Annotated in this window: 19 protein-coding genes and 3 tRNA genes; 5 read left to right on the top strand and 17 right to left on the bottom strand. The window is 45.4% G+C overall.

Annotation, left to right across the window (positions count from 1 at the left end):
- Positions 1-26 precede the first annotated feature (26 nt).
- From cheA to ACIPUG_RS13515, 6 genes are all read right to left on the bottom strand, one after another.
- Complete coding sequence (cheA, locus tag ACIPUG_RS13540) at positions 27-2,030, bottom strand: chemotaxis protein CheA (protein ID WP_174442306.1); 2,004 nt, start codon at positions 2,028-2,030, stop codon at positions 27-29.
- Between the two features lie 39 nt (positions 2,031-2,069).
- On the bottom strand, positions 2,070-3,125 hold the full coding sequence (gene motB, locus ACIPUG_RS13535; RefSeq protein ID WP_400338770.1) for a flagellar motor protein MotB: 1,056 nt from the start codon (positions 3,123-3,125) through the stop codon (positions 2,070-2,072).
- Entirely contained in the window at positions 3,122-4,009 is an 888-nt protein-coding gene (gene motA, locus ACIPUG_RS13530; RefSeq protein WP_014915923.1) for a flagellar motor stator protein MotA, read from the bottom strand. Before motA ends, motB begins: the two co-directional genes overlap by 4 nt.
- A gap of 134 nt (positions 4,010-4,143) precedes the next feature.
- Positions 4,144-4,722, bottom strand: a complete 579-nt coding sequence (gene flhC / locus ACIPUG_RS13525) for a flagellar transcriptional regulator FlhC (protein WP_005970730.1) — start codon at positions 4,720-4,722, stop codon at positions 4,144-4,146.
- Positions 4,723-4,725: 3 nt separating this feature from the next.
- Entirely contained in the window at positions 4,726-5,076 is a 351-nt protein-coding gene (flhD, locus tag ACIPUG_RS13520) for a flagellar transcriptional regulator FlhD (RefSeq protein WP_014915924.1), read from the bottom strand.
- Between the two features lie 819 nt (positions 5,077-5,895).
- Positions 5,896-6,828 carry a DMT family transporter gene (locus ACIPUG_RS13515; protein WP_039520120.1) on the bottom strand — a complete coding sequence of 311 codons (933 nt, stop codon included), beginning with the start codon at positions 6,826-6,828 and terminating at the stop codon, positions 5,896-5,898.
- Between the two features lie 309 nt (positions 6,829-7,137).
- Here ACIPUG_RS13515 and ACIPUG_RS13510 point away from each other — a divergent pair, with 309 nt between their 5' ends.
- Positions 7,138-8,859, top strand: coding sequence for a methyl-accepting chemotaxis protein (locus ACIPUG_RS13510; RefSeq protein ID WP_400338768.1), 1,722 nt, complete (start codon positions 7,138-7,140; stop codon positions 8,857-8,859).
- Between the two features lie 156 nt (positions 8,860-9,015).
- On the opposite strand, the gene dsrB is transcribed toward ACIPUG_RS13510, so the two are convergent.
- Positions 9,016-9,219 (bottom strand): protein DsrB, encoded by a 204-nt coding sequence (gene dsrB / locus ACIPUG_RS13505; RefSeq protein ID WP_014915927.1) that lies wholly within the window; start codon positions 9,217-9,219, stop codon positions 9,016-9,018.
- 209 nt (positions 9,220-9,428) lie between these two features.
- Between dsrB and ACIPUG_RS13500 the strand changes: the two genes are divergently transcribed.
- The 3 genes from ACIPUG_RS13500 to ACIPUG_RS13490 all read left to right on the top strand — a co-directional run bounded on the left by ACIPUG_RS13500 (position 9,429) and on the right by ACIPUG_RS13490 (position 11,919).
- Positions 9,429-10,844: a diguanylate cyclase gene (locus ACIPUG_RS13500; protein WP_400338766.1), complete on the top strand. Its 1,416-nt coding sequence runs from the start codon at positions 9,429-9,431 to the stop codon at positions 10,842-10,844.
- A 275-nt stretch (positions 10,845-11,119) separates the two neighbouring features.
- The gene (locus ACIPUG_RS13495; RefSeq protein ID WP_010279476.1) at positions 11,120-11,338 is read left to right on the top strand and encodes a KTSC domain-containing protein; all 219 of its coding nucleotides are present in this window, start codon (positions 11,120-11,122) and stop codon (positions 11,336-11,338) included.
- Positions 11,339-11,562: 224 nt separating this feature from the next.
- Positions 11,563-11,919: a hypothetical protein gene (locus ACIPUG_RS13490; RefSeq protein ID WP_052238125.1), complete on the top strand. Its 357-nt coding sequence runs from the start codon at positions 11,563-11,565 to the stop codon at positions 11,917-11,919.
- A 54-nt stretch (positions 11,920-11,973) separates the two neighbouring features.
- On the opposite strand, the gene ACIPUG_RS13485 is transcribed toward ACIPUG_RS13490, so the two are convergent.
- Positions 11,974-12,873 (bottom strand): LysR family transcriptional regulator, encoded by a 900-nt coding sequence (locus ACIPUG_RS13485; RefSeq protein WP_039528726.1) that lies wholly within the window; start codon positions 12,871-12,873, stop codon positions 11,974-11,976.
- A 111-nt stretch (positions 12,874-12,984) separates the two neighbouring features.
- Here ACIPUG_RS13485 and blaCAR point away from each other — a divergent pair, with 111 nt between their 5' ends.
- The gene (gene blaCAR / locus ACIPUG_RS13480) at positions 12,985-13,998 is read left to right on the top strand and encodes a CAR family subclass B3 metallo-beta-lactamase (RefSeq protein ID WP_039528728.1); all 1,014 of its coding nucleotides are present in this window, start codon (positions 12,985-12,987) and stop codon (positions 13,996-13,998) included.
- A gap of 48 nt (positions 13,999-14,046) precedes the next feature.
- Here blaCAR and ACIPUG_RS13475 read toward each other — a convergent pair whose 3' ends face one another.
- The 9 genes from ACIPUG_RS13475 to uvrY all read right to left on the bottom strand — a co-directional run bounded on the left by ACIPUG_RS13475 (position 14,047) and on the right by uvrY (position 19,338).
- On the bottom strand, positions 14,047-15,093 hold the full coding sequence (locus ACIPUG_RS13475; RefSeq protein WP_039520128.1) for an acyltransferase: 1,047 nt from the start codon (positions 15,091-15,093) through the stop codon (positions 14,047-14,049).
- 97 nt (positions 15,094-15,190) lie between these two features.
- Positions 15,191-15,373 carry a phage tail protein gene (locus tag ACIPUG_RS13470; protein ID WP_234812616.1) on the bottom strand — a complete coding sequence of 61 codons (183 nt, stop codon included), beginning with the start codon at positions 15,371-15,373 and terminating at the stop codon, positions 15,191-15,193.
- A gap of 137 nt (positions 15,374-15,510) precedes the next feature.
- Positions 15,511-15,675: a phage major tail tube protein gene (locus tag ACIPUG_RS13465; protein ID WP_272938247.1), complete on the bottom strand. Its 165-nt coding sequence runs from the start codon at positions 15,673-15,675 to the stop codon at positions 15,511-15,513.
- A gap of 139 nt (positions 15,676-15,814) precedes the next feature.
- A tRNA-Leu gene (locus tag ACIPUG_RS13460) sits at positions 15,815-15,901 on the bottom strand.
- Between the two features lie 8 nt (positions 15,902-15,909).
- Positions 15,910-15,983: transfer RNA gene (locus ACIPUG_RS13455), tRNA-Cys, on the bottom strand.
- Positions 15,984-16,034: 51 nt separating this feature from the next.
- Positions 16,035-16,110, bottom strand: a tRNA-Gly gene (locus ACIPUG_RS13450).
- A gap of 139 nt (positions 16,111-16,249) precedes the next feature.
- Complete coding sequence (gene pgsA, locus ACIPUG_RS13445; RefSeq protein WP_039285745.1) at positions 16,250-16,798, bottom strand: CDP-diacylglycerol--glycerol-3-phosphate 3-phosphatidyltransferase; 549 nt, start codon at positions 16,796-16,798, stop codon at positions 16,250-16,252.
- Between the two features lie 58 nt (positions 16,799-16,856).
- Positions 16,857-18,689 carry an excinuclease ABC subunit UvrC gene (gene uvrC, locus ACIPUG_RS13440; RefSeq protein WP_010279371.1) on the bottom strand — a complete coding sequence of 611 codons (1,833 nt, stop codon included), beginning with the start codon at positions 18,687-18,689 and terminating at the stop codon, positions 16,857-16,859.
- Positions 18,682-19,338, bottom strand: coding sequence for a UvrY/SirA/GacA family response regulator transcription factor (gene uvrY / locus ACIPUG_RS13435; RefSeq protein ID WP_400338762.1), 657 nt, complete (start codon positions 19,336-19,338; stop codon positions 18,682-18,684). The genes uvrC and uvrY overlap by 8 nt, the downstream gene beginning before the upstream one ends.
- Between the last annotated feature and the right edge of the window lie 227 nt (positions 19,339-19,565).

Genomic DNA, 19,565 nt, shown 5'->3' with positions numbered 1-19,565 from the left:
CCACCCTTTATTAACGATCTGTTTTATTAAGCAGCAGTTTCAACCGCACGCTTTTCACGATTAAGCGCTTGTAACGCTGAAACATCCACAATCAGCGCAACGCTGCCATCACCAAGGATAGTAGCGGCTGAAACGCCTGGCACCTTGCGATAATTACTTTCCAGGTTTTTGACAACGACCTGATGCTGCCCAATCAGCTGATCGACCAGCAAGGCATAACGTCGACCCGCACTTTGCAGAATCACGACAATACCCTGAGTAGCATCCGTCTTAGCACCATCCACATCAAAGATATGGAACAGTTCAACGAGAGGTAAATATTCACCACGAACCTGCAATACCCTTTCTCCGCCAGCTAACGGATACAGGTCTTCCGACTGCGGCTGCAAGGATTCCATCACAGCGTTAAGCGGTAGAATAAAGACTTCGTTGTTAACTTTAACGGACATGCCATCAAGGATCGCAAGCGTTAATGGCAACAGGATTCTGATCGTCGTGCCTTTTCCAGCCTGGAAGTGGATTTCGACATGACCACCCATTTCCTGAATATTTCGCTTCACCACGTCCATGCCGACACCACGGCCAGAAACGTCCGTGACTTTCTCAGCGGTTGAAAAGCCTGGAGCAAAGATCAACATGCCCACTTCTTCATCAGACATCGAGTCATTCACAGCCAAACCTTGAGACAAGGCTTTAGCCAGAATTCTCTCGCGGTTGAGCCCTGCCCCATCGTCGATAACCTCAATACAGATGTTACCACCCTGATGTTCTGCAGAAAGCGTCAAGTTACCCACCGCAGACTTACCTGCAGCTACGCGTTTATCTGGAGATTCGATACCGTGATCGAGGCTGTTACGCACCAGGTGCGTCAGAGGATCGATAATACGTTCAATCAAACTCTTATCCAGCTCAGTCGAACTCCCCATCAGCGTTAGTTCAACCTGCTTATCCAATTTCGCAGCCAGGTCACGAACCAATCGAGGGAAACGGCTAAATACATATTCCATCGGCATCATACGGATAGACATAACCGATTCTTGCAGATCGCGGGCGTTACGTTCCAACTGCCCCATACTGTTGAGCAGATCGCCGTGTGCTACAGGATCGAGTTCGCTTGAGCGCTGCGCCAGCATGGACTGCGTAATCACTAACTCGCCAACGAGGTTGATAAGCTGGTCAACCTTCTCAACTGCTACACGAATACTGGTATCACCGGTTTTTGCTTTATTTTTTCCATTTTCCGGTGCAGCTTGCGGTTTTGCAGCAACTGGCGCAGACGGGGCCACTGGAGCGGCGACGACGGGTGCTTCAACTACAGCCAATGTCTCTACGGCTTCAGCGACAACAGGTTGGCTGGCAACAGCAGATTTGAAGCTGATTTGCTCAGGCTCAAGTACAAAACACAGTACTGCGCTAATATCGTCTTCGCTTTCAGACGTGACCAATGTCACTTCTACGCTAGTGTCAGTCTGGTGAGGATCTTTAACCGTCCCCAGATTGCCAAGCTCTTCCAGCATCTGAGGTATTTCCTGAGACTTCAGGCCAGTTAATGCGATACGCATTTCACCTTTACCTACACCGTTAGATGCTGGGCTAGCAGAGGGCTGTGTTGCAACCGACGCATCAGGCTGTGCTGCATCACCATCGGCTTTAGACTCCAGAGCAAGCTGGCGCAAGGCCTGACAGATATACTCAAAGCTTTCAGCATTGGGTTCCTGTGCGGTTTTATAAGCGTCCAACTGATCCTGCATAATGTCTTTTGTTTCCAGAAACAGGTTGATGATATCAGTGCTAAGACGCATTTCGCCACGTCTTGCCCCATCGAGTAGGTTTTCTAACAGGTGCGTAGTTTCCTGCAATACTTTAAAACCGAATGTGCCAGCGCCTCCTTTTATGGAGTGGGCTGCACGGAAAATCGCATTCAATTGCTCGGTGTCGGGTTCTGACGGATCTAACAACAATAAGTGTTGTTCCATATCGGCCAGTAATTCATCTGCTTCATCAAAGAATGTTTGATAGAAAGCACTCATGTCCATGCTCACGTGGTCACCTCTGCTGTGAATCGCGGCTTATTGAGAAGGCGTCGCCTGGCTATCGGGCGCAGCAGGCAACGCGGTGGTTGGCTGCTGACGCTCTGGAGCAGGAACTCCATTAATTGGTTGTGGCGATGCCCCACCACTTCCACTCGTATTGTTGTTATCACTATTTTCGGCAGCCGGAGTGGTAGGTTTAGGCTTATCCAACTCCATATTTTGTAAATTTTCCACCTTGTCTATATTTACAGCAGAGCTTTCTGCATTTTCTTCTTCAATATCCTTTTGAGCTTGTCTGCTCAATACCAGCAAACTGATGCGTCTGTTAATCGCATCGTTTCCACCTGTCGCCTGTTTGAGGTTCATTGTCGCAGCCATACCCACAACGCGCAAAACTTTTCCATCAGACAAGCCCCCAAAAATAAGCTCTCGACGTGATGCATTAGCACGATCTGCGGACAATTCCCAGTTACTATAGCCACGTTCCCCTGTCGTATACTGAACATCGTCGGTATGGCCTGAGATACTCAGCTTATTAGGGAAATCGTTCAGGATAGGGGCTATCGCACGCAGGATATCTCGCATATAGGGCTCAACCTGCGCGCTCCCGGTTTTAAACATGGGGCGATTTTGACTATCGATGATTTGGATGCGTAACCCTTCATCAATCATTTCAATTAACAAATGTGGACGAAGTGCGCGTAAGCGAGGATCGGCCTCAATTAACTGATCCAGACGTTCACGCAATCTATTGAGTCGAACCTCGTCCAGTTTCTTTTCTACATTATCTGTCTTGATGGCCTTTTTCACTTCACCATCTTGCTGAGTAGGGTCATTCCCCCCGCCGGGAATCGGGCTGGAACTGTCGCTTGATTTAGAACCTGAAGTTAATGCAACCTTCAATGGAGTACGGAAGTACTCTGCGATTTGGGCTAGCTGCATTGGCGTAGAAATTGCGATAAGCCACATTACAAGAAACAATGCCATCATTGCTGTCATGAAGTCAGCGTAGGCAATCTTCCAGGAGCCACCATGGTGGCCCCCATGTCCAGACTTACGCTTTTTGCGAATAATGGGATGCTGATGTTTCATGCGTTACTGTCCGACGCTTGCTGAGTCGGCGATTTCACACGACGAATGTGTTCTTCCAATTCAGTAAAGGAAGGACGCTCCGTTGAGTACAGCGTTTTACGACCAAATTCAACGGCAATTTGCGGAGCGTAGCCATTAAGGCTCGACAGTAAAGTGACTTTAATGCACTGCAATACTTTGATTTTTTCTGCATTTTTTTGGCGCAGCAACGCGGCCAATGGGGAGACAAAGCCGTAAGCAAGTAAAATCCCCAGGAAGGTACCCACCATGGCGTGAGCGATCATCATCCCCAACTCAGCTGCAGGCCGGTCAACATAAGCCAGTGAGTGAACAACCCCCATCACGGCAGCGACGATACCAAATGCAGGAAGACCGTCACCCATCATCGTCAAGCTGGACGCTGGCACTTCACTTTCATGTTCAATAGTCTCGATCTCTTCATCCATCAGCGTTTCAATCTCAAACGCATTCATGTTGCCGCTGACCATCAAACGCAAATAATCGGTAATAAACTCAACAACGGTGTTGTCAGCAAGAATATTCGGATAGCTCGAAAAGATTTCACTCTCACGAGGATTATCAATGTCAAACTCCAGGGAAAGCATGCCTTGCTGGCGGGATTTGGCCATCACTCTAAAGAGTAAGGCCATGAGGTCCATATACAGTGCTTTATTGTACTTGGAACTTTTGACCAAAAGAGGTAGTGCACGTAGCGTTGCTTTTATCGCCTTTCCATTGTTACCAACGATGAAAGCACCTACCGCCGCACCACCGATGATCAGCAGCTCCGAAGGTTGATAAAGCGCACCCAAGGCCCCACCGACCATGAGATAACCGCCGAGTATCGAGGCCACAATTACGATATAACCCAATATAACCAGCACAAGAAATCCTTATAATAAAAAAGGTGGGCGGAAAGAGAGATAAAACTGCGGAGCCGTAGCCAGGACGTTCTAGAGGAAGAAATCTATCACCGCCTTCACAACCAACAGTGATAGATTCACAAATCGCTACAGGCTCAGACTGCGTGTTTTACCTGTTCATCCAGCAGTTGAGGTATTATATCGGCAAGATTTTGCGAAAGTTTACGCCTTTTTACCGCTCTGGAAGGGGGTTGGCACAAACTACAAACAAAACTGTTTTTAGGTTGATGAGCGTGAGTAATGAACATCCCTTTGCAGCAATTGCATGACGATAGTTGCAGCATACCGCTGTCAACAAAACGGACTAATGTCCAAGCCCGCGTCAATGCCAACAGTGGAGAATCGCTCTGAGGCGCACACTGTTCCAGGTAAAGTCGATAAGATTTAATAACCGCTTCAACACCGCTGCACTGCCCATTCTTGATTAAAAAACTGTAAGCGTTGTAGAACATTGATGAATGAATATTCTGTTCCCAGGTCATAAACCAATCCGTTGAAAAAGGTAGCATTCCCTTGGGCGGCGGACTTCCTCTAAGTTCTTTGTACAGTTTAATCAAACGTCCGCGACTTAACTGAGTTTCACTTTCCAGCATCTGTAAACGAGCACCGAGCGAAATGAGCTCCATCGCCAATTGGATGTCTTTCGCCTCCTGAACAATACTTTTCTCCGCCATTACTTATGCCCTTTTCTTAGGCAGGTTTTCTTCTTTCGAAGTTAACTGTTGTAATAAATGACTCGACAACAAAATCCCCGTATGGATTTGTTGTAAATCATCCACACGTGATTCCTGAGTCAAGACTTTGATTGTATTGTGATCGTTAAAACGAAAATGACATATCAGTTGGTTAGTTTCTGCCAATTTCACCATCTGCGGTAAAGTCAGTTGCATCAAGATATCTGCCATCTCGTCATTGATTCCAAGACGAAACATCGCAGAAGCTTTTTCATCATTAATTAAGCGTTGCGCCAGTAACAAATAAGACAGATTAATGTCATAAATGTGTTTGAGTAATTCAGAGGTACCCATATTTCCCATCCCGACAGGCTATGTTTAAAACATAAGTTAGGTGATAGACCATATCGCCCAGTTCGAAAATCACTCTCCATTGATGGCATAAAAAACTATCGGTGCCAGATACTGCGAGTTACTACTTTATCATTTCTTATTCGGGCAATCGTTACTTGCCAACTTTGCGCATCACGCTGAGAATCCGTTCATCCGTTGCTTTTTAGTTCCACCCTGAAGACTCGCTTCAACCAAAGCATAGGATTAATCCTAAAACAGCGCAACTGTACCGCCTAATCCATAGCACATACAACGCGACGGAAGAATGATTTTGGCCATTATGTGACACAGATCACGCAAATGAAAGCATTATGAGCTAAACCCTGTCTGGTCAGATCACTTTTATGCCTATTTTTCCGCCAAAATCGCACACTAAACGTTACAAAAAAGAGCATTGAAAATAATAAAAAAGAAACAATTTGCTTGCTATATAAATGATAGATATACAAAAAATCCCTTGCGCCCAGAACACACTCCGTTATGTAAGTTTATACCTTTCACGAAAAACTTACACTTTTTACCCAAAAAACTCTTAACCACATGTTATGAAGCAACATTTATCTATCCTCTGCCAGTACACAGTCGCAACGACAACAAAGCATACCGCTCTCGCCGCAAAAGGTGGTTAAACATTACTGTATTGATATTAAAGAAATTAGTGATTGTCTGGGATTCAGTACAGGCACTGCAGCATGACGTTACTCGCAGCTTCAACGATCTCAAACATCACGCTACAGACAGTACCTTCAGGGGGATAGGTGAGTTGGGGCACAGAGGCATTTACCGATCGCTTTTAACAATTCGATTAACCAGCCAAATACCTGAGCATACCAGGACCAGTGCAAAGAAATATTTCCACTCCAGAATGCTTTCATTAAGAAACAGTGCTGACAACAGCGTACCAGAGACTGGGATAAGGAAATTAAATGGTGCGACCATACCGACCCGATTATATTTCAGCAATTGGCTCCATAATGAAAAAGCGACTGAAGAAAGCAAAATAAGGTAGCCTAGCATCAGTACAGCTTTCCAATCAGGTATGATGAGTGTCCCGCCAGTGCAGTACCCTGATATCGTTAAAATGATCCCGCCAATAGCCAGTTGGTAACCGGTCATTACGGTTGGATCCATCGTTTGTGATATACGCTTACCATATATAGTAGATGCAGACAAAATAAATGCGGCAATAACAACGAACCCATCACCTAACAGCGTAAAACCAATATTCATTCCGTTGCTGTTGATATTAACAACCATTACACCGGCAAAACCTAATATACAACCAATTAGCTTGTTGATATTTAATTTATCATTTTGGTATAAATAATGAGCAAGCAGTACGCTGAAAAAAGTACTGGTTGCATTCATGATCGAACCTTTAACGCCGGTGGTATAAGCCAGACCGATGTAGAAAAAAACATATTGCAACGATGTCTGGAATATTCCCAGTGTGGTCAACTGAACTAACTGCCCACGCTGAAACCGCCCGATGGAGCGTCCGCTTAACACAGCGAGTACCAAAAGCAACAGCCCAGCGAACGCGAACCGGTAGCCTGCAAAAACGAGTTTCCCAGGAATATCATTATCTGCAATGTGAAACAGCTCATAGCCATTTTTAATTGCTGGATAAGCACTTCCCCAGAGCAAACAGCATAATGTGGCGATAAAAAAAACAACTTTTTTATCAGAAAAAAAATGCGTGCGCTTTTCCAAGAAAAATCCCTCCGAAGATAGATTCGCCATAATAGCGTTGAACCTCAAACAAATAAAGTTAGGAGGTAGACTCTTTATTTTTTATTATCAATCTGTATGATTTCGCATCACGTATTTCTCTTTTCTTTTTAAAGAGTTAAAAACGTGATCGGGATCGCATCGAATTTGATTAAGGTTTCTCAATATATGCCGATTATCTTTTACATTGGTTGTTTAGCTAATGAATTGTCATTAATGTAGACACTAAAACCTAAACGCCAATGCCGCAGCGAGTGGCATGGTAAATCATAAATTCCTGAGAATGAGCGAATGGATATGAAAATAACGTCAAGGTCTGAGCAGCACGCCGAGGCCGGCATGCTGAGCAATTTACGGCTAGTTCCCTTATTCATCATTATTCTGGGTGGTATCATGCTGTTATTTGCAGCATCTATCGGCACATCCAGCTATTTTCTACAAAGCAGCAATCAATCATTAGACGACGTCACACAAGAAATCGATACCCGAATGGGGATCTCAAACAGTTCCAACCACCTTCGCACCGCACGTCTGCTGCTCATTCAGGCCGCAGCGGCTGCTCGTATTGGCGACTCTCAGGTCTTCAATGACAACCTGAAACAGGCTGAGCAGCGTCTGGAACAATCAAAAAAAGCCTTCCTTGTCTATGAACAACGCCCAGTTAAAACACCTCAGGATATGGCGTTGGACGGCGATCTGCGTAAATCCTATGATGCTTATGTCAATCAAGGCCTTATGCTGATGCTCACAGCAGCAAAAGAAGGGCTATTTGAAGAGGTCATCACTCTCGAATCCGAAGAAACCCGGGTTTTAGATTTGGCCTATAACAAATTTTTGCTAGAGGCTGTCGCTTACCGCACGCAAAGAGCGAAAGAGTTAAACGAAACAGCGCATAAAAATGCACTGCTTGGATATTCGTTGATGGGCGGCAGCTTTGCGCTGGCCACCATTTTAACGCTTCTGACGTTCTTCCTGCTGCGCAGTATCCTCATCAAACCAATAAATCAATTGGTCCTGAGAATTCAGCGTATTGCGCAAGGCGATTTGACTCAAATATCGGACCGTTATGGCAGGAACGAAATTGGCACGCTAGCCAGCAACGTTCAACAAATGCAGTCTTCGCTGGTCACTACCGTCACTACCGTTCGGGAAAGTGCAGACTCTATTTATCAAGGTTCTACGGAGATTTCATCCGGTAACACCGACCTTTCCTCGCGAACCGAACAGCAAGCCGCAGCGCTTGAACAAACTGCGGCAAGCATGGAGCAATTAACCGCAACCGTGAAGCAAAACTCGGAAAATGCACACCATGCCAGCCAGCTCGCGGCAAATGCTTCAGGAAAGGCCAAACAAGGCGGTGAGATCGTTGCAAACGTTGTGAACACGATGAACAGTATTTCAGGTAGCTCAAAGAAAATATCTGAAATTACCAGCGTTATTAACAGCATTGCTTTCCAAACGAATATTCTCGCACTCAATGCGGCGGTTGAAGCAGCCAGAGCAGGAGAACAAGGTCGCGGTTTTGCCGTCGTAGCGAGTGAAGTTCGCAGCCTCGCACAGCGCAGTGCACAAGCCGCAAAAGAGATAGAAACGCTGATTTCTGAATCGGTAAATCTGGTCAACAGTGGCTCTGTTCTGGTTGATAACGCGGGTCAAACCATGAAAGAGATCGTCGATGCCGTCACTAATGTCACCGACATCATGGGAGAGATTGCTTCTGCTTCTGACGAACAAAGTCGGGGAATTACTCAGGTCGGTCAGGCGATATCCGAAATGGACAGCGTGACACAGCAGAATGCATCGCTCGTGCAGGAAGCCAGTGCTGCAGCGGCATCGTTGGAAGAGCAAGCAGCATTGCTTACGCGTGCCGTTGCGACATTTAAGTTATCCAGCCATTTATCAAATAGCCATTCAGCTCCTGTTCGGCCAAACGTTCCCGCCGCTAAGGACCGTTCATCACTCGCCCTGCCCCGCCAGGCTAATACAGAAAACGGTAACTGGGAAACGTTCTAATACTGGGGAAAGCAACAAGCGCATGCCCCGGAAGCTGACTCAAGTAGGTGACTGGGGTGAGTAAGAGAAGCCAACGCACATGCAGCTTGAAGTATGACGGGTATAACAGCGAGCATTGTTCATCTGGACAATGCTCGTATATCGGCATGTTTCCCTTTACTCTTTTTCTGGCAAGATCTTTGGCTCAACAAACGTCCCGTCTTTGCTGTCAACCTCATTGAAAAACCAGATACCAGCTGGGTAATCTTTTAATGCAACTAAATACATAATCCCTTCCTGAAACGTTTCTACAGCAAGAATCGTCCCTTCTCTGCGCGTCTTTCCATCAGTTTTAACCGTAACCAGATCATTAACTTTCATAAATTTATCTCAAAATAGCTTCTAACATCAAAAAAACAGCATTATCATTTACGACTACGGTAGGAATAGTACCTGCATAAAATGATTAATTTTATTTGTTTTTAACAACGCCATATTGACCCTCTCTGTCATTACATATCAATTATTCAGGCAAAAATTGATCGTTTCTATCCTAGTACATCCGACATACTCGCAAAAGAGATTAAAAGTTGAACGAACTATTGAACGTTAATGAACAGAGAGATAACGGTGAGTCAGACTACAATCAAGTCATAACATCAGAATGGATGCAATTGATAGCCACAACCTCACAAAAATCTTTTAATCTACTGCGAACCCTCGCCGATCAGAAAGCCTCCGACTTTGCTGACGCCTTCTACTCCTACATGCTCCAAGATCAAGAAGCTTCCCTGTTTCTTTCCAGCCAGCAAGTCCACGATCGACTCCATGGTTCGATGAGCAAATGGATAGTGGATATTTTAACGAATACCGGAGATCGTCTGGCTGACCTGATTAATCATCAAAAGAAAATTGGTCAGATTCATGCGCGTATCGGTATTCCCGTCGATCTGGTTGAGCGTGGAGCCCGACGTCTAAAATGGCACCTTTATGAAGACATCGCACAGGTGGCAGAGGATAAAACGCTATGCTTTGATGCCATGCGTTTTGCCTCCATCTCTATGGATATTGCCATAGAGATAATGAGCAAAACCTATTCACAGTCGCACGATCTGGCAGCCAAAAATGAAGAATCCTATAGGCTATTTTCTATTCTGGAAAATGCCAGCATGGAGAGAGAGCGTCAAAATGCATCGCTGCTAAATTGGGAAAATGCCTTTATTTTTAGTGTTGCCACTGGTACGCCTCTTTCCAGTATCCAGGATCTGAGTGATTCGGAGTTTGGCCTGTGGTTTAACCATAAGGGGAAATCCAGCTTCAGTAATATTCAGGGTATACGCACTATCGCCTCAATCATAACGGAAACGGATGACTACATTCGCGGCCATAGTACTACCACACTACTGACACAGCAGGATTACGCCCCGATACTTAAAACGGTCAGAAGCAAAATTTATAAAATAAATATGCTGCTGGGATCGCTATTTGACGAAGTCCAAAAACTGGAAAGCGGTAAGGATACGTTGACCCTTCTGTTAAACCGTCGCTTCCTGCCAACCATTCTTAGACATGAAATATCGCTGGCAATGCACTCAAACACCTCGCTCAGCATCGCCATGATTGATATTGACCATTTTAAAACCGTGAATGACACATATGGCCATGCCGCTGGCGACAGTATCCTGAAAAGGATTGCAGAAGTGCTCTATGAGAGCACGAGGAACAGCGACTATGTTTTCCGTTACGGCGGCGAAGAATTCATGATCGTGCTTATTGAAACGCCTAAAGTTGCCGCCCACACCATCATCGAGCGGCTGAGAAAGAAAATTCAGGATCACCCTATTTATCTTCAAAACGGTGAAAGCGTTACAATGACCATAAGCGCAGGCATCGCTGTCTATAGCGGTCATCCCGATTATGAATGCTTGATAAAAGCAGCAGACGATGCGCTCTATCAGGCCAAGGCCAACGGCAGAAACAGGATCGAATACGCGCCGGAAGAATAATCATTTTATCTCGTTGCAAACCTGCGCTTCAGGCCATAGCTGAAAAGAATAGCCCGCTATTCATCATCGCAGGTTTGCACTATTCCCTCACCAAACAGATGAATTCCCCTTCATTGAACAAATTCACAGCATGAAAATGATAAACCAACGATTTTACTAACCAACCCGCCAAAAATTTGATACATATTCAATAAATAAGCATGATCGTCGACAATATGTCATGCAGTGAATCTTTTTATAGTCTGATCTTATTTTGCACAAGGGAGGAACGAGCATTGCAGCGACAGCAGGTTTTATCGTCACGAATTTATTCCATTGGGTACGATCCAAAGACGCACAACCTTGAGATAGAATTTCATAATAAAGATATCTATCAATATGTTGGCGTGCCTGAGTCTATCTATAAAAAATTTATTTCTGACGCTGTCGTCTCTAAAGGCCGTTTCTTTGATGGCGTGATAAAAGATAAGTTTTTGTGCCGTAAAATCAGATAGATAAGAAATAACCAATAACAACGCTGGGATTTGTCGCCGTTCCTTAACGGCGATGTAAAACGTCGCTTTACGCCACATCGATTTGCTAGTTAAACCCTCGCCGCCTTCCGGTTCCAGTATCACAACTAATCCGGTGAATTAAACATACATCCAGGTGGTATCTTTTCGATAACATCCCTTCAGACTATGTGAGTATCTATCCTGTCTAACTATGGAGAGTTCATATGATCACATCGGATATTCAGGGGGCTAATCTTTTATTTGCCCAGGCCAGTAAGCACGCTATTGCGCCAAGTGAAGATACTTTCAAAATGGCACTTGAGAAAGCAAAGGATAGCGGGCAGATCTCCAGACACGAACCCAGCGCTAAAGTTGAGCCTCAACGCTCAAAAGCAGCACAGGAGTTTATGGACTGGGTCTCCATGTCTCATGAAGAAAGATTATTCTTCTCCGTACTCGCCTCCATGGGAATATCCAAGGAGCAATACGAGGCAATGCCAGTAGAAGAACGCATGGCGTTAGATCTCAAAGTGCAAGAACGTATAAAAGAAATGGCGGAACAAGGTCAACAGCTCGCGTAATGACAACAAACACGCCTGTTACAGAGATAGGGTTATCCTCTTAGCACTATAAATCTAGCCGCTCGACAAGTCATTAAGCAAAAAATCCAGTAACGTACGTGTGCTGGTAGGTAAGTATTTGCGTGAACAATATAACGCATAGACCCCCAACTCAGGCAATACGTAGTCTGTCAGAACGCGAACCAGTGCGCCGGTACGAAGGTAAGGATCCGTCGTAAAAGCGGGTAAATGAACGATGCCCTCGCCCGCGAGCGCGGCATGCAGAAGCACCATACTATCATTCGCGGCAAAGTTGCCCGTAACGCCCACGTCATCCATTACCAGATCTACACCGTCAGCCGATGGGGCTTGGAATCGCCAGACACGACCAAAACGCGTGTGGTACAAACAGTTGTGTTGCCTGAGATCGTCTGGCCGTTGGGGCGTTCCGTTTCGTGCCAGATAATCGGGCGCTGCGCAAACGACAGAAGCACAGCGGCTCAACTGGCGTGAAATTACCGTCGGATCGAGTTTGTCACCAACATGAATAGCCAGATCAATACGCTGTTCCACCAGATTCACTGACGCATCCTTTAACACCATCTCGATGGAAACTTTAGGATATTGGGCGGAATAACGCCTCAGCGCATCGGCCAGATAGGATTGGCCGAATGAAATACTGCTAGCAACCCGGATCAAGCCATTAGGCTCTTGGCTTTTACTCTCAAGGGCAGCGCCAATATCATCATTCAACGCTAAAATTTGTCGACAATAGGACAAAATCTCGCTCCCAGCACTCGTCAATCCCAAACTGCGACTGGAACGATGCAATAGACGAACGCCGAATGCTTTCTCCAATGACGCGATATAGCGCGTAGCCATGGCACGAGAGATGTCCAGCTTGTTCGCTGCGGCAGTAAGGCTCCCTAACTCAACCACATCTACAAATACCTGCATGGCAACAAAGCGGTCCATAAATCCTCGTATTGTTCGAAATATGCAACGTTAGTTTGCATTTCCTCGTATTTATTCGTCCGAATTTCGCAACTATAGTCTGGGCTTTACTATCCAGACAAGAGATAAAGAATGAAGAACCAACGTCTTACACCTCTGGCTACTTTCTTACTTTTATTCAATATGGCTGCTACGGCTCACTCGCTCCCTTCACCGGATGCAGAAATAAATAGCACCACCATCCCCACACTTACAGGATGCGGTCCATCATCAACCATCAACCAACTTTTCAGCCAATTTGGCAGCAGTGGCAAAATGCCTGCGGAACTTGGACGTTGGCTGAATGATACAAAGGCACAGACTGTCGAGCCCTACCAAGCCTTCGACAATGTTTATTATGTCGGCATTTGCTGGGTCTCAGCCTGGCTTATCAAAACCAGTGAGGGCCCAGTACTTATTGATACGCTGTATGGTGAATTTACGGATCAGCTAATCGATAATATTAAGAAAATCGGCGTCGACCCGGCAGAGATCAAAATGGTACTGCTGACACACGGGCATTTTGATCATGTAGGTGGCGTTTCTAAACTCAAAGCGCTAACCAATGCACGATTTGTCATGTCTGAGGAAGGTTGGAAGGAAGCACAGTTGGATGCGAAAAATACACAGGGAAAACCTAACGCGTGGACGATGCCTGCTCCTGCTGCCACAGATATTTTGGTGAAAGATGGTAGCGCGTTGACCATTGGTGATACGACATTTCACGCCTACATGACGCCCGGTCACACTTGGGGAACCACATCTTATGTATTCGATGTCAAAGAGGGAAATAACACTTACCGCGCAATTACCATTGGTGGATTAGGTCTAAACGCTATCGATAGTCCACAGCAGGTTGAAGCCTATATTCGAAGCATCGATCGCATCAAAGCAATGGTAAAAGACACCAAACGCCCCATTACAGTCCATCTCACCGCACATCCTTTCAGTAACGGTCAAATTGAAGTGCAAAATCAGCTAAAAGTACGTCAGCCTGGCCAGCCTCACCCTATGGTGGATGCAAAAGGGCTACTCGAACAGCTCGCTACGCTCCGCGCTAATGCTGTAGGCAGACTCGCAGTTGAACAAGCTCAGATTAAAAAGTAAAACGTCCCGATAATGTGAGGGCGAATCGTACTGAAACGCCCTCATTTTTTAAGCAAAGGATTTCTTCTTAATTTTAATTATAAATTTTTCCTCAACAAAATAATAAGACACCGCCGCCAGTATAAGATTTAACGCACCGAAAACCACCCAGACTTGATAGTTTTCCATCCCTAAAAAAACACTTGGGTATTTTAAAAAAAACAATATTATTGGTATTTGCATAAGATAAAAAGAGTAACTTATCTTACCTAGCCAAATAAATGGCCGCGTGAAAACATTCATTTCAACCTTTGAGCAAGCAAAAACAAAAACCAAAGAGGCAGTTGCTAATACTGTGGCGAAATTTCTTTTCATGTAACCATCGTTACTGATTGGAGATACAAAAAGTAATATCAACAAAGAGAAAGCAACCAATAATAATTGATACCTTTTCATAGTCAATTTAAAACCATTCGTATACATAACGCCAAGTGCTATCCCAATGATAAACTCTGGTAGCCTATGTATTGGACTTATATAAAAATATGGCATATTGCTTGAACCGCTAAACGCCATTGAAAATGGGATAATTAGCGAGGTGATAACATATGCTATTAGTAATGATGACTTGGGATTTTTATTAATTAATGGAAGAATTAAAGGAAAAACCATATAGAAAAAAAGCTCAGTGGATACAGACCAAGATCCAATAAAGTGCCAAGAAGAGAAAGAGTCAGGTATCCATGATTGCATCCCAGAAAAATACAATACTAAAGATGGGATTAACTTTTCATTTTCAATATCAAACAAAAAAGGTAATGAAATAATCCCCATTAAAATATATGCTGGATAAATCCTTGAAATTCTGGCCCTTAAATAATCACTTCGTATGCCATTTCTGGCAGACCAAGCCATAACGAAACCTGATAGAATGAAAAAAAATGACATACCGATCGCACCATTATTTAGTGCTCTCGTAACAAAATTTGGTACATCAAGAGGGTATCTAATTTGACAATGAAAAATGAAAACATAAAAGGCTGCAATAAACCTAAAAATAGTCAAACCATGTAGTTGATTGTTATTTAACCCATTTTGGATTGAGGGGTTTTCCATATTGCTATCCCTGTATAATTTTCAGTGAGCCGTCGTTATCGGTATCTTTTTTAGTTTCTTTAAGTGATTATCAAATTTTCTAGGTTTTCCGGTTTATTTATAGCCTATTGTCAGTGAGAGCAGTTAAAAATGACTGTATTATCAGGATAAGCCGACATCCATATTGCCCAGGATTTCCCGCCTCCTCGCTAACCCGTTCTAGTCTCAACGTAAATGAGATATGCAACGCTTTGTCGTCGTTAAAAAACTCGGAACGGGTTTCATTGATGTTGGTAATCATGTACATACCGTAGATATTACCCGTCCCTTCGATCAGCGGCTAGGCTTTTCCTGTGTAGGGCATCGTTTGCAGCACGTTTAATGACACTGCACCGCTTCGCCCGTGGCTTCATCCTGATACGAACCTGCAAAGCGCATTTACATACCGTCCGCAGTGGAGGCGCCCCACTTTTTCAACAAGCCAGCATCCAACCCACCGAGGGTGATTTCCATATCCAGCGCACCTGTATCAAAACCGAAGTCAATCGCGACAAAGTCAGGCATACTACCCGCCTGATTAGATTGTTCAATCCGGCTTAACAAAAGCAGTTAAATTCTTGGCTGCTTTTTTCATGCATAAAATCAATGCTGCCACTTGCCATTTTTTAAATACAAAAAAACCGCCTCTCGGCGGTCTACGACATTGCACGCAATGTGCTTATTTTAATTCGTTTTAAATCAATGGTGCCCGGGGCGGGACTTGAACCCGCACAGCGCGAACGCCGAGGGATTTTAAATCCCTTGTGTCTACCGATTTCACCACCCGGGCTTAAATATTGGAGGCGCGTTCCGGAGTCGAACCGGACTAGACGGATTTGCAATCCGCTACATAACCGCTTTGTTAACGCGCCAAAATATTCAGGTCTTAGTGACCAACATCCGCAATTGCCGATGTTTTAAATTGGAGCGGGAAACGAGACTCGAACTCGCGACCCCGACCTTGGCAAGGTCGTGCTCTACCAACTGAGCTATTCCCGCAACACAGAACTTACTGATTATCTTAACTTCTTACAAACCAGCGTTGCTGTTGATGCGGTGCATTCTACTGACCTGACGCAATGAGTCAATAAAATTATCAAGCAACTGCGTTCGTTTGCTGGTTTTTACGGCGCTTCGATCAAGGTTCAAGCAGATCGTGTCTTGCGGCGTTCAAATATTGAAACATGGACCAGAACGTCAGTACGGCGGCGATGTACAACGCCACAACGCCAACGCCTTCAACAATGCGTTCTGGGCGCCACAGCAAAGCAAAAAGCGCCATCATCTGAGCCGTGGTTTTAACCTTCCCTATCCACGACACGGCAACGCTACTTCTCTTACCAATTTCAGCCATCCACTCGCGCAATGCTGAAATGATGATTTCCCGCGCGATCATTGTCGCGGCAGGCAGCGTAATCCACCAGGAGTGATAGTATTCCGCAACTAGCACCAACGCGACAGCCACCATCACTTTATCCGCAACAGGATCGAGGAAGGCACCAAAACGCGTGGTCTGTTTCCAGCGGCGGGCAAGGAAACCATCAAACCAATCCGTAATGGCAGCAAACACGAAAATCAACGCACAGAGCAGCGGTGCCCAGACGAATGGAAGATAAAACGCCAGCACAAAAAACGGAATAAGAGCAACACGAAACAGGGTAAGCAACGTCGGTATATTAAATTGCATAGCGCTTAGGTAACTATCTGGCTGGAGTGGATACTAAGAGTATGTTGCAACATTGTCCCTAGTGTTTCAATGCATGGAAGATTTTTTCTGCCAATGCATGCGAAATTCCTGGAACATTTGCAATCTCCTCAATACTGGCATTCATCAAAGGTTGCAGCCCCCCCATGTATTTCAACAGGGTTTGACGCCGTTTAGGGCCGACACCTTCGATAAGCTCCAGCGTACTGGTATTTCTTACTTTTGCTCTCTTCTTACGATGTCCGCCAATTGCATGGTCATGCGAATCATCGCGAATATGCTGGATAACGTGCAATGCGGGAGAATCAGGCGGTAGTGCCATGCCCTCGCCCGTCGACTCAAAAAACAGCGTTTCCAGCCCAGCTTTACGATCGCTGCCTTTCGCGACACCAAGTAGCAGAGGCTTGTTTTTATCCCACGATACCTGCAGCGAGTCAAACACGTCCTGAGCCTGGCCGAGCTGCCCTTTTCCGCCATCGATCACAATGACATCCGGTATTTTGCTGTCATCCAGCGCTTTACCATATCGACGTCGGAGGACTTGCGCCATGGCGGCATAATCATCGCCTGGCGTAATGCCACTGATATTATAGCGGCGATATTCCGAACGTAACGGGCCATTGGCATCAAATACTACGCAGGATGCCACAGTCTGTTCGCCCATCGTATGACTGATATCAAAACACTCCATCCGATGGATTTCTGGCAACTGCAACACGTTAGCTAACGCCGCCAGTCGCTGGTGAATTGTGGACTGCTGAGACAGTTTTGTGACCAGCGCCGTCGCAGCATTTGTCCGCGCCAGTTTTAAATAACGCGCACGATCGCCGCGGGGTTTCGTTTGAATCTGTACTTTTCTTCCTGCAACTGCCGTTAGAGACTCCGTCAGTAAATCTTTATCGGGCAGAGTGAAGTCGAGCAGAATTTCTGTAGGAAGCGTTCGGCCTAAGCTTCCCTGCAAATAGAATTGCCCGACAAAAGTCTGCACGACCTCCCCCAATTCCGTACCGCCAGGCACTTTTGGGAAATAGCTCCGGCTGCCAAGCACTTTTCCCTGTCGGATGAAAAGGACATAGACGCAAGCCATGCCGGCATCAAAGGCAACACTGATAACATCCAAATCTTCGCCGTCGCCGGAAACAAATTGTTTTTCCGTCACACGCCGAACCGCCTGGATCTGATCGCGTATCCGAGCTGCATCTTCAAAATGCAGATCGCGACTGGCCGCTTCCATCCGGGAGATGAGTTGATTCAGTACTTGCTGGTCTTTACCAGACAAAAACAGGCGAACATAGTCAACCTGCTGTTGATAATCTTCTTCGCTAACCAAACCGCTAACGCAAGGCCCGAGGCAGCGACCAATTTGATATTGCAGGCAAGGACGAGAGCGATTGCGATAGACGCTATTTTCACACTGGCGAACCGGAAACAGCTTTTGCAGCAATATTAGCGTTTCGCGCACGGCATTGCCGTTGGGAAATGGGCCGAAATATTCGCCCTTCGCATGCTTAGCGCCACGGTGAACAGCCAAACGTGGATGCGCATCACCGCTCAGGAAAATCATGGGATAGGATTTATCGTCACGCAACAAGACGTTATAACGCGGCTGATAAAGCTTGATGTAGTTGTGTTCCAGCAGTAGGGCTTCAGTTTCCGTATGCGTGATCGTGACATCAATATGCTTGATGCTTTTGACTAATGCCTCGGTTTTACGGCTGGCGACATGACTGCGGAAATAGCTGGCAAGTCGTTTTTTTAAGTCTTTTGCCTTACCGACGTAGATGACCGTATTACCGGCGTCATACATCCGGTAGACGCCAGGCTGGCTCGTTACCGTTTTTAAAAATGCCGAAGCATCGAAACTCTCACTCACTACTTAACAATGTCTCCGCGGTAAAAAGCCCATGCTTGATAGCCAGATGAGTCAACTCTACATCGCCGTTGATATTCAGCTTGCTGAACATACGGTAGCGATAGCTGTTCACTGTTTTAGGGCTAAGATTAAGCTGATCTGAAATTTCAGTCACTTTCTGTCCCTTCGTTATCATTAGCATAATCTGTAATTCGCGTTCAGACAAACACTCAAGCGGCGCATCCATCTGCGGCTCCAACTGGCTTAATGCCATCTGCTGAGCAATATCAGAAGCAATATACCGTTTACCAGCATGTACAGCGCGAATGGCGGAGATCACTTCCTGAGGAGCGGCAGCTTTACTCACATATCCCGCGGCACCGGCCTGCATCACTTTAGCAGGTAGCGGATTCTCAGTATAAATAGTGAGCATGATGACTTTTATATCTGGCGTAAAACGCAGGATCTTGCGCGTTGCTTCAAGCCCACCGATGCCCGGCATGCTCATGTCCATGAGGACAACATCTACATCATTGCTTCGGCACCATTTGACAGCATCTTCACCGCAGCATGCCTCACCAACCACTTTCAGACCTTTGATATCGTCAAGAATGCGTCGTATCCCTGCCCGCACCAGTTCATGGTCATCAACAAGAAAAACGCTAATCAAAGAATAATTCTCCAAAAAAGGGAGTAACACTTACATAAAAAGTTGCTTGCAGGTGATACTACGTTGGTTTCAAAAAATAATGAACACAGATTTATATGAATATGTATTTTAAAATATACCGAGAAGGAATAAAGCACGTTCCCGATCATAACAATATATCGTTAACCTGATGGTGTATGTTGATCACATTCTTAACATTTCAAATACGCCACACAGTATAAACACGT

The organism is Pectobacterium sp. CHL-2024 (assembly GCF_044751765.1).
Lineage (GTDB): Bacteria > Pseudomonadota > Gammaproteobacteria > Enterobacterales > Enterobacteriaceae > Pectobacterium > Pectobacterium brasiliense.
Note: the sequence above shows the minus strand (reverse complement) of the source record. Positions and strands in the feature narration are given on the sequence as shown.

Excerpts from the sequence above, each read along its gene's own strand:
- pgsA (WP_039285745.1), bottom strand. The coding sequence starts at position 16,798 with ATGCAATTTAATATACCGACGTTGCTTACCCTGTTTCGTGTTGCTCTT.
- cheA (WP_174442306.1), bottom strand. The coding sequence starts at position 2,030 with ATGAGTGCTTTCTATCAAACATTCTTTGATGAAGCAGATGAATTACTG.
- blaCAR (WP_039528728.1), top strand. The coding sequence starts at position 12,985 with ATGAAGAACCAACGTCTTACACCTCTGGCTACTTTCTTACTTTTATTC.
- ACIPUG_RS13490 (WP_052238125.1), top strand. The coding sequence starts at position 11,563 with ATGATCACATCGGATATTCAGGGGGCTAATCTTTTATTTGCCCAGGCC.
- ACIPUG_RS13475 (WP_039520128.1), bottom strand. The coding sequence starts at position 15,093 with ATGGAAAACCCCTCAATCCAAAATGGGTTAAATAACAATCAACTACAT.
- ACIPUG_RS13470 (WP_234812616.1), bottom strand. The coding sequence starts at position 15,373 with ATGATTACCAACATCAATGAAACCCGTTCCGAGTTTTTTAACGACGAC.
- dsrB (WP_014915927.1), bottom strand. The coding sequence starts at position 9,219 with ATGAAAGTTAATGATCTGGTTACGGTTAAAACTGATGGAAAGACGCGC.
- ACIPUG_RS13485 (WP_039528726.1), bottom strand. The coding sequence starts at position 12,873 with ATGGACCGCTTTGTTGCCATGCAGGTATTTGTAGATGTGGTTGAGTTA.
- flhD (WP_014915924.1), bottom strand. The coding sequence starts at position 5,076 with ATGGGTACCTCTGAATTACTCAAACACATTTATGACATTAATCTGTCT.
- motB (WP_400338770.1), bottom strand. The coding sequence starts at position 3,125 with ATGAAACATCAGCATCCCATTATTCGCAAAAAGCGTAAGTCTGGACAT.
- ACIPUG_RS13510 (WP_400338768.1), top strand. The coding sequence starts at position 7,138 with ATGGATATGAAAATAACGTCAAGGTCTGAGCAGCACGCCGAGGCCGGC.
- flhC (WP_005970730.1), bottom strand. The coding sequence starts at position 4,722 with ATGGCGGAGAAAAGTATTGTTCAGGAGGCGAAAGACATCCAATTGGCG.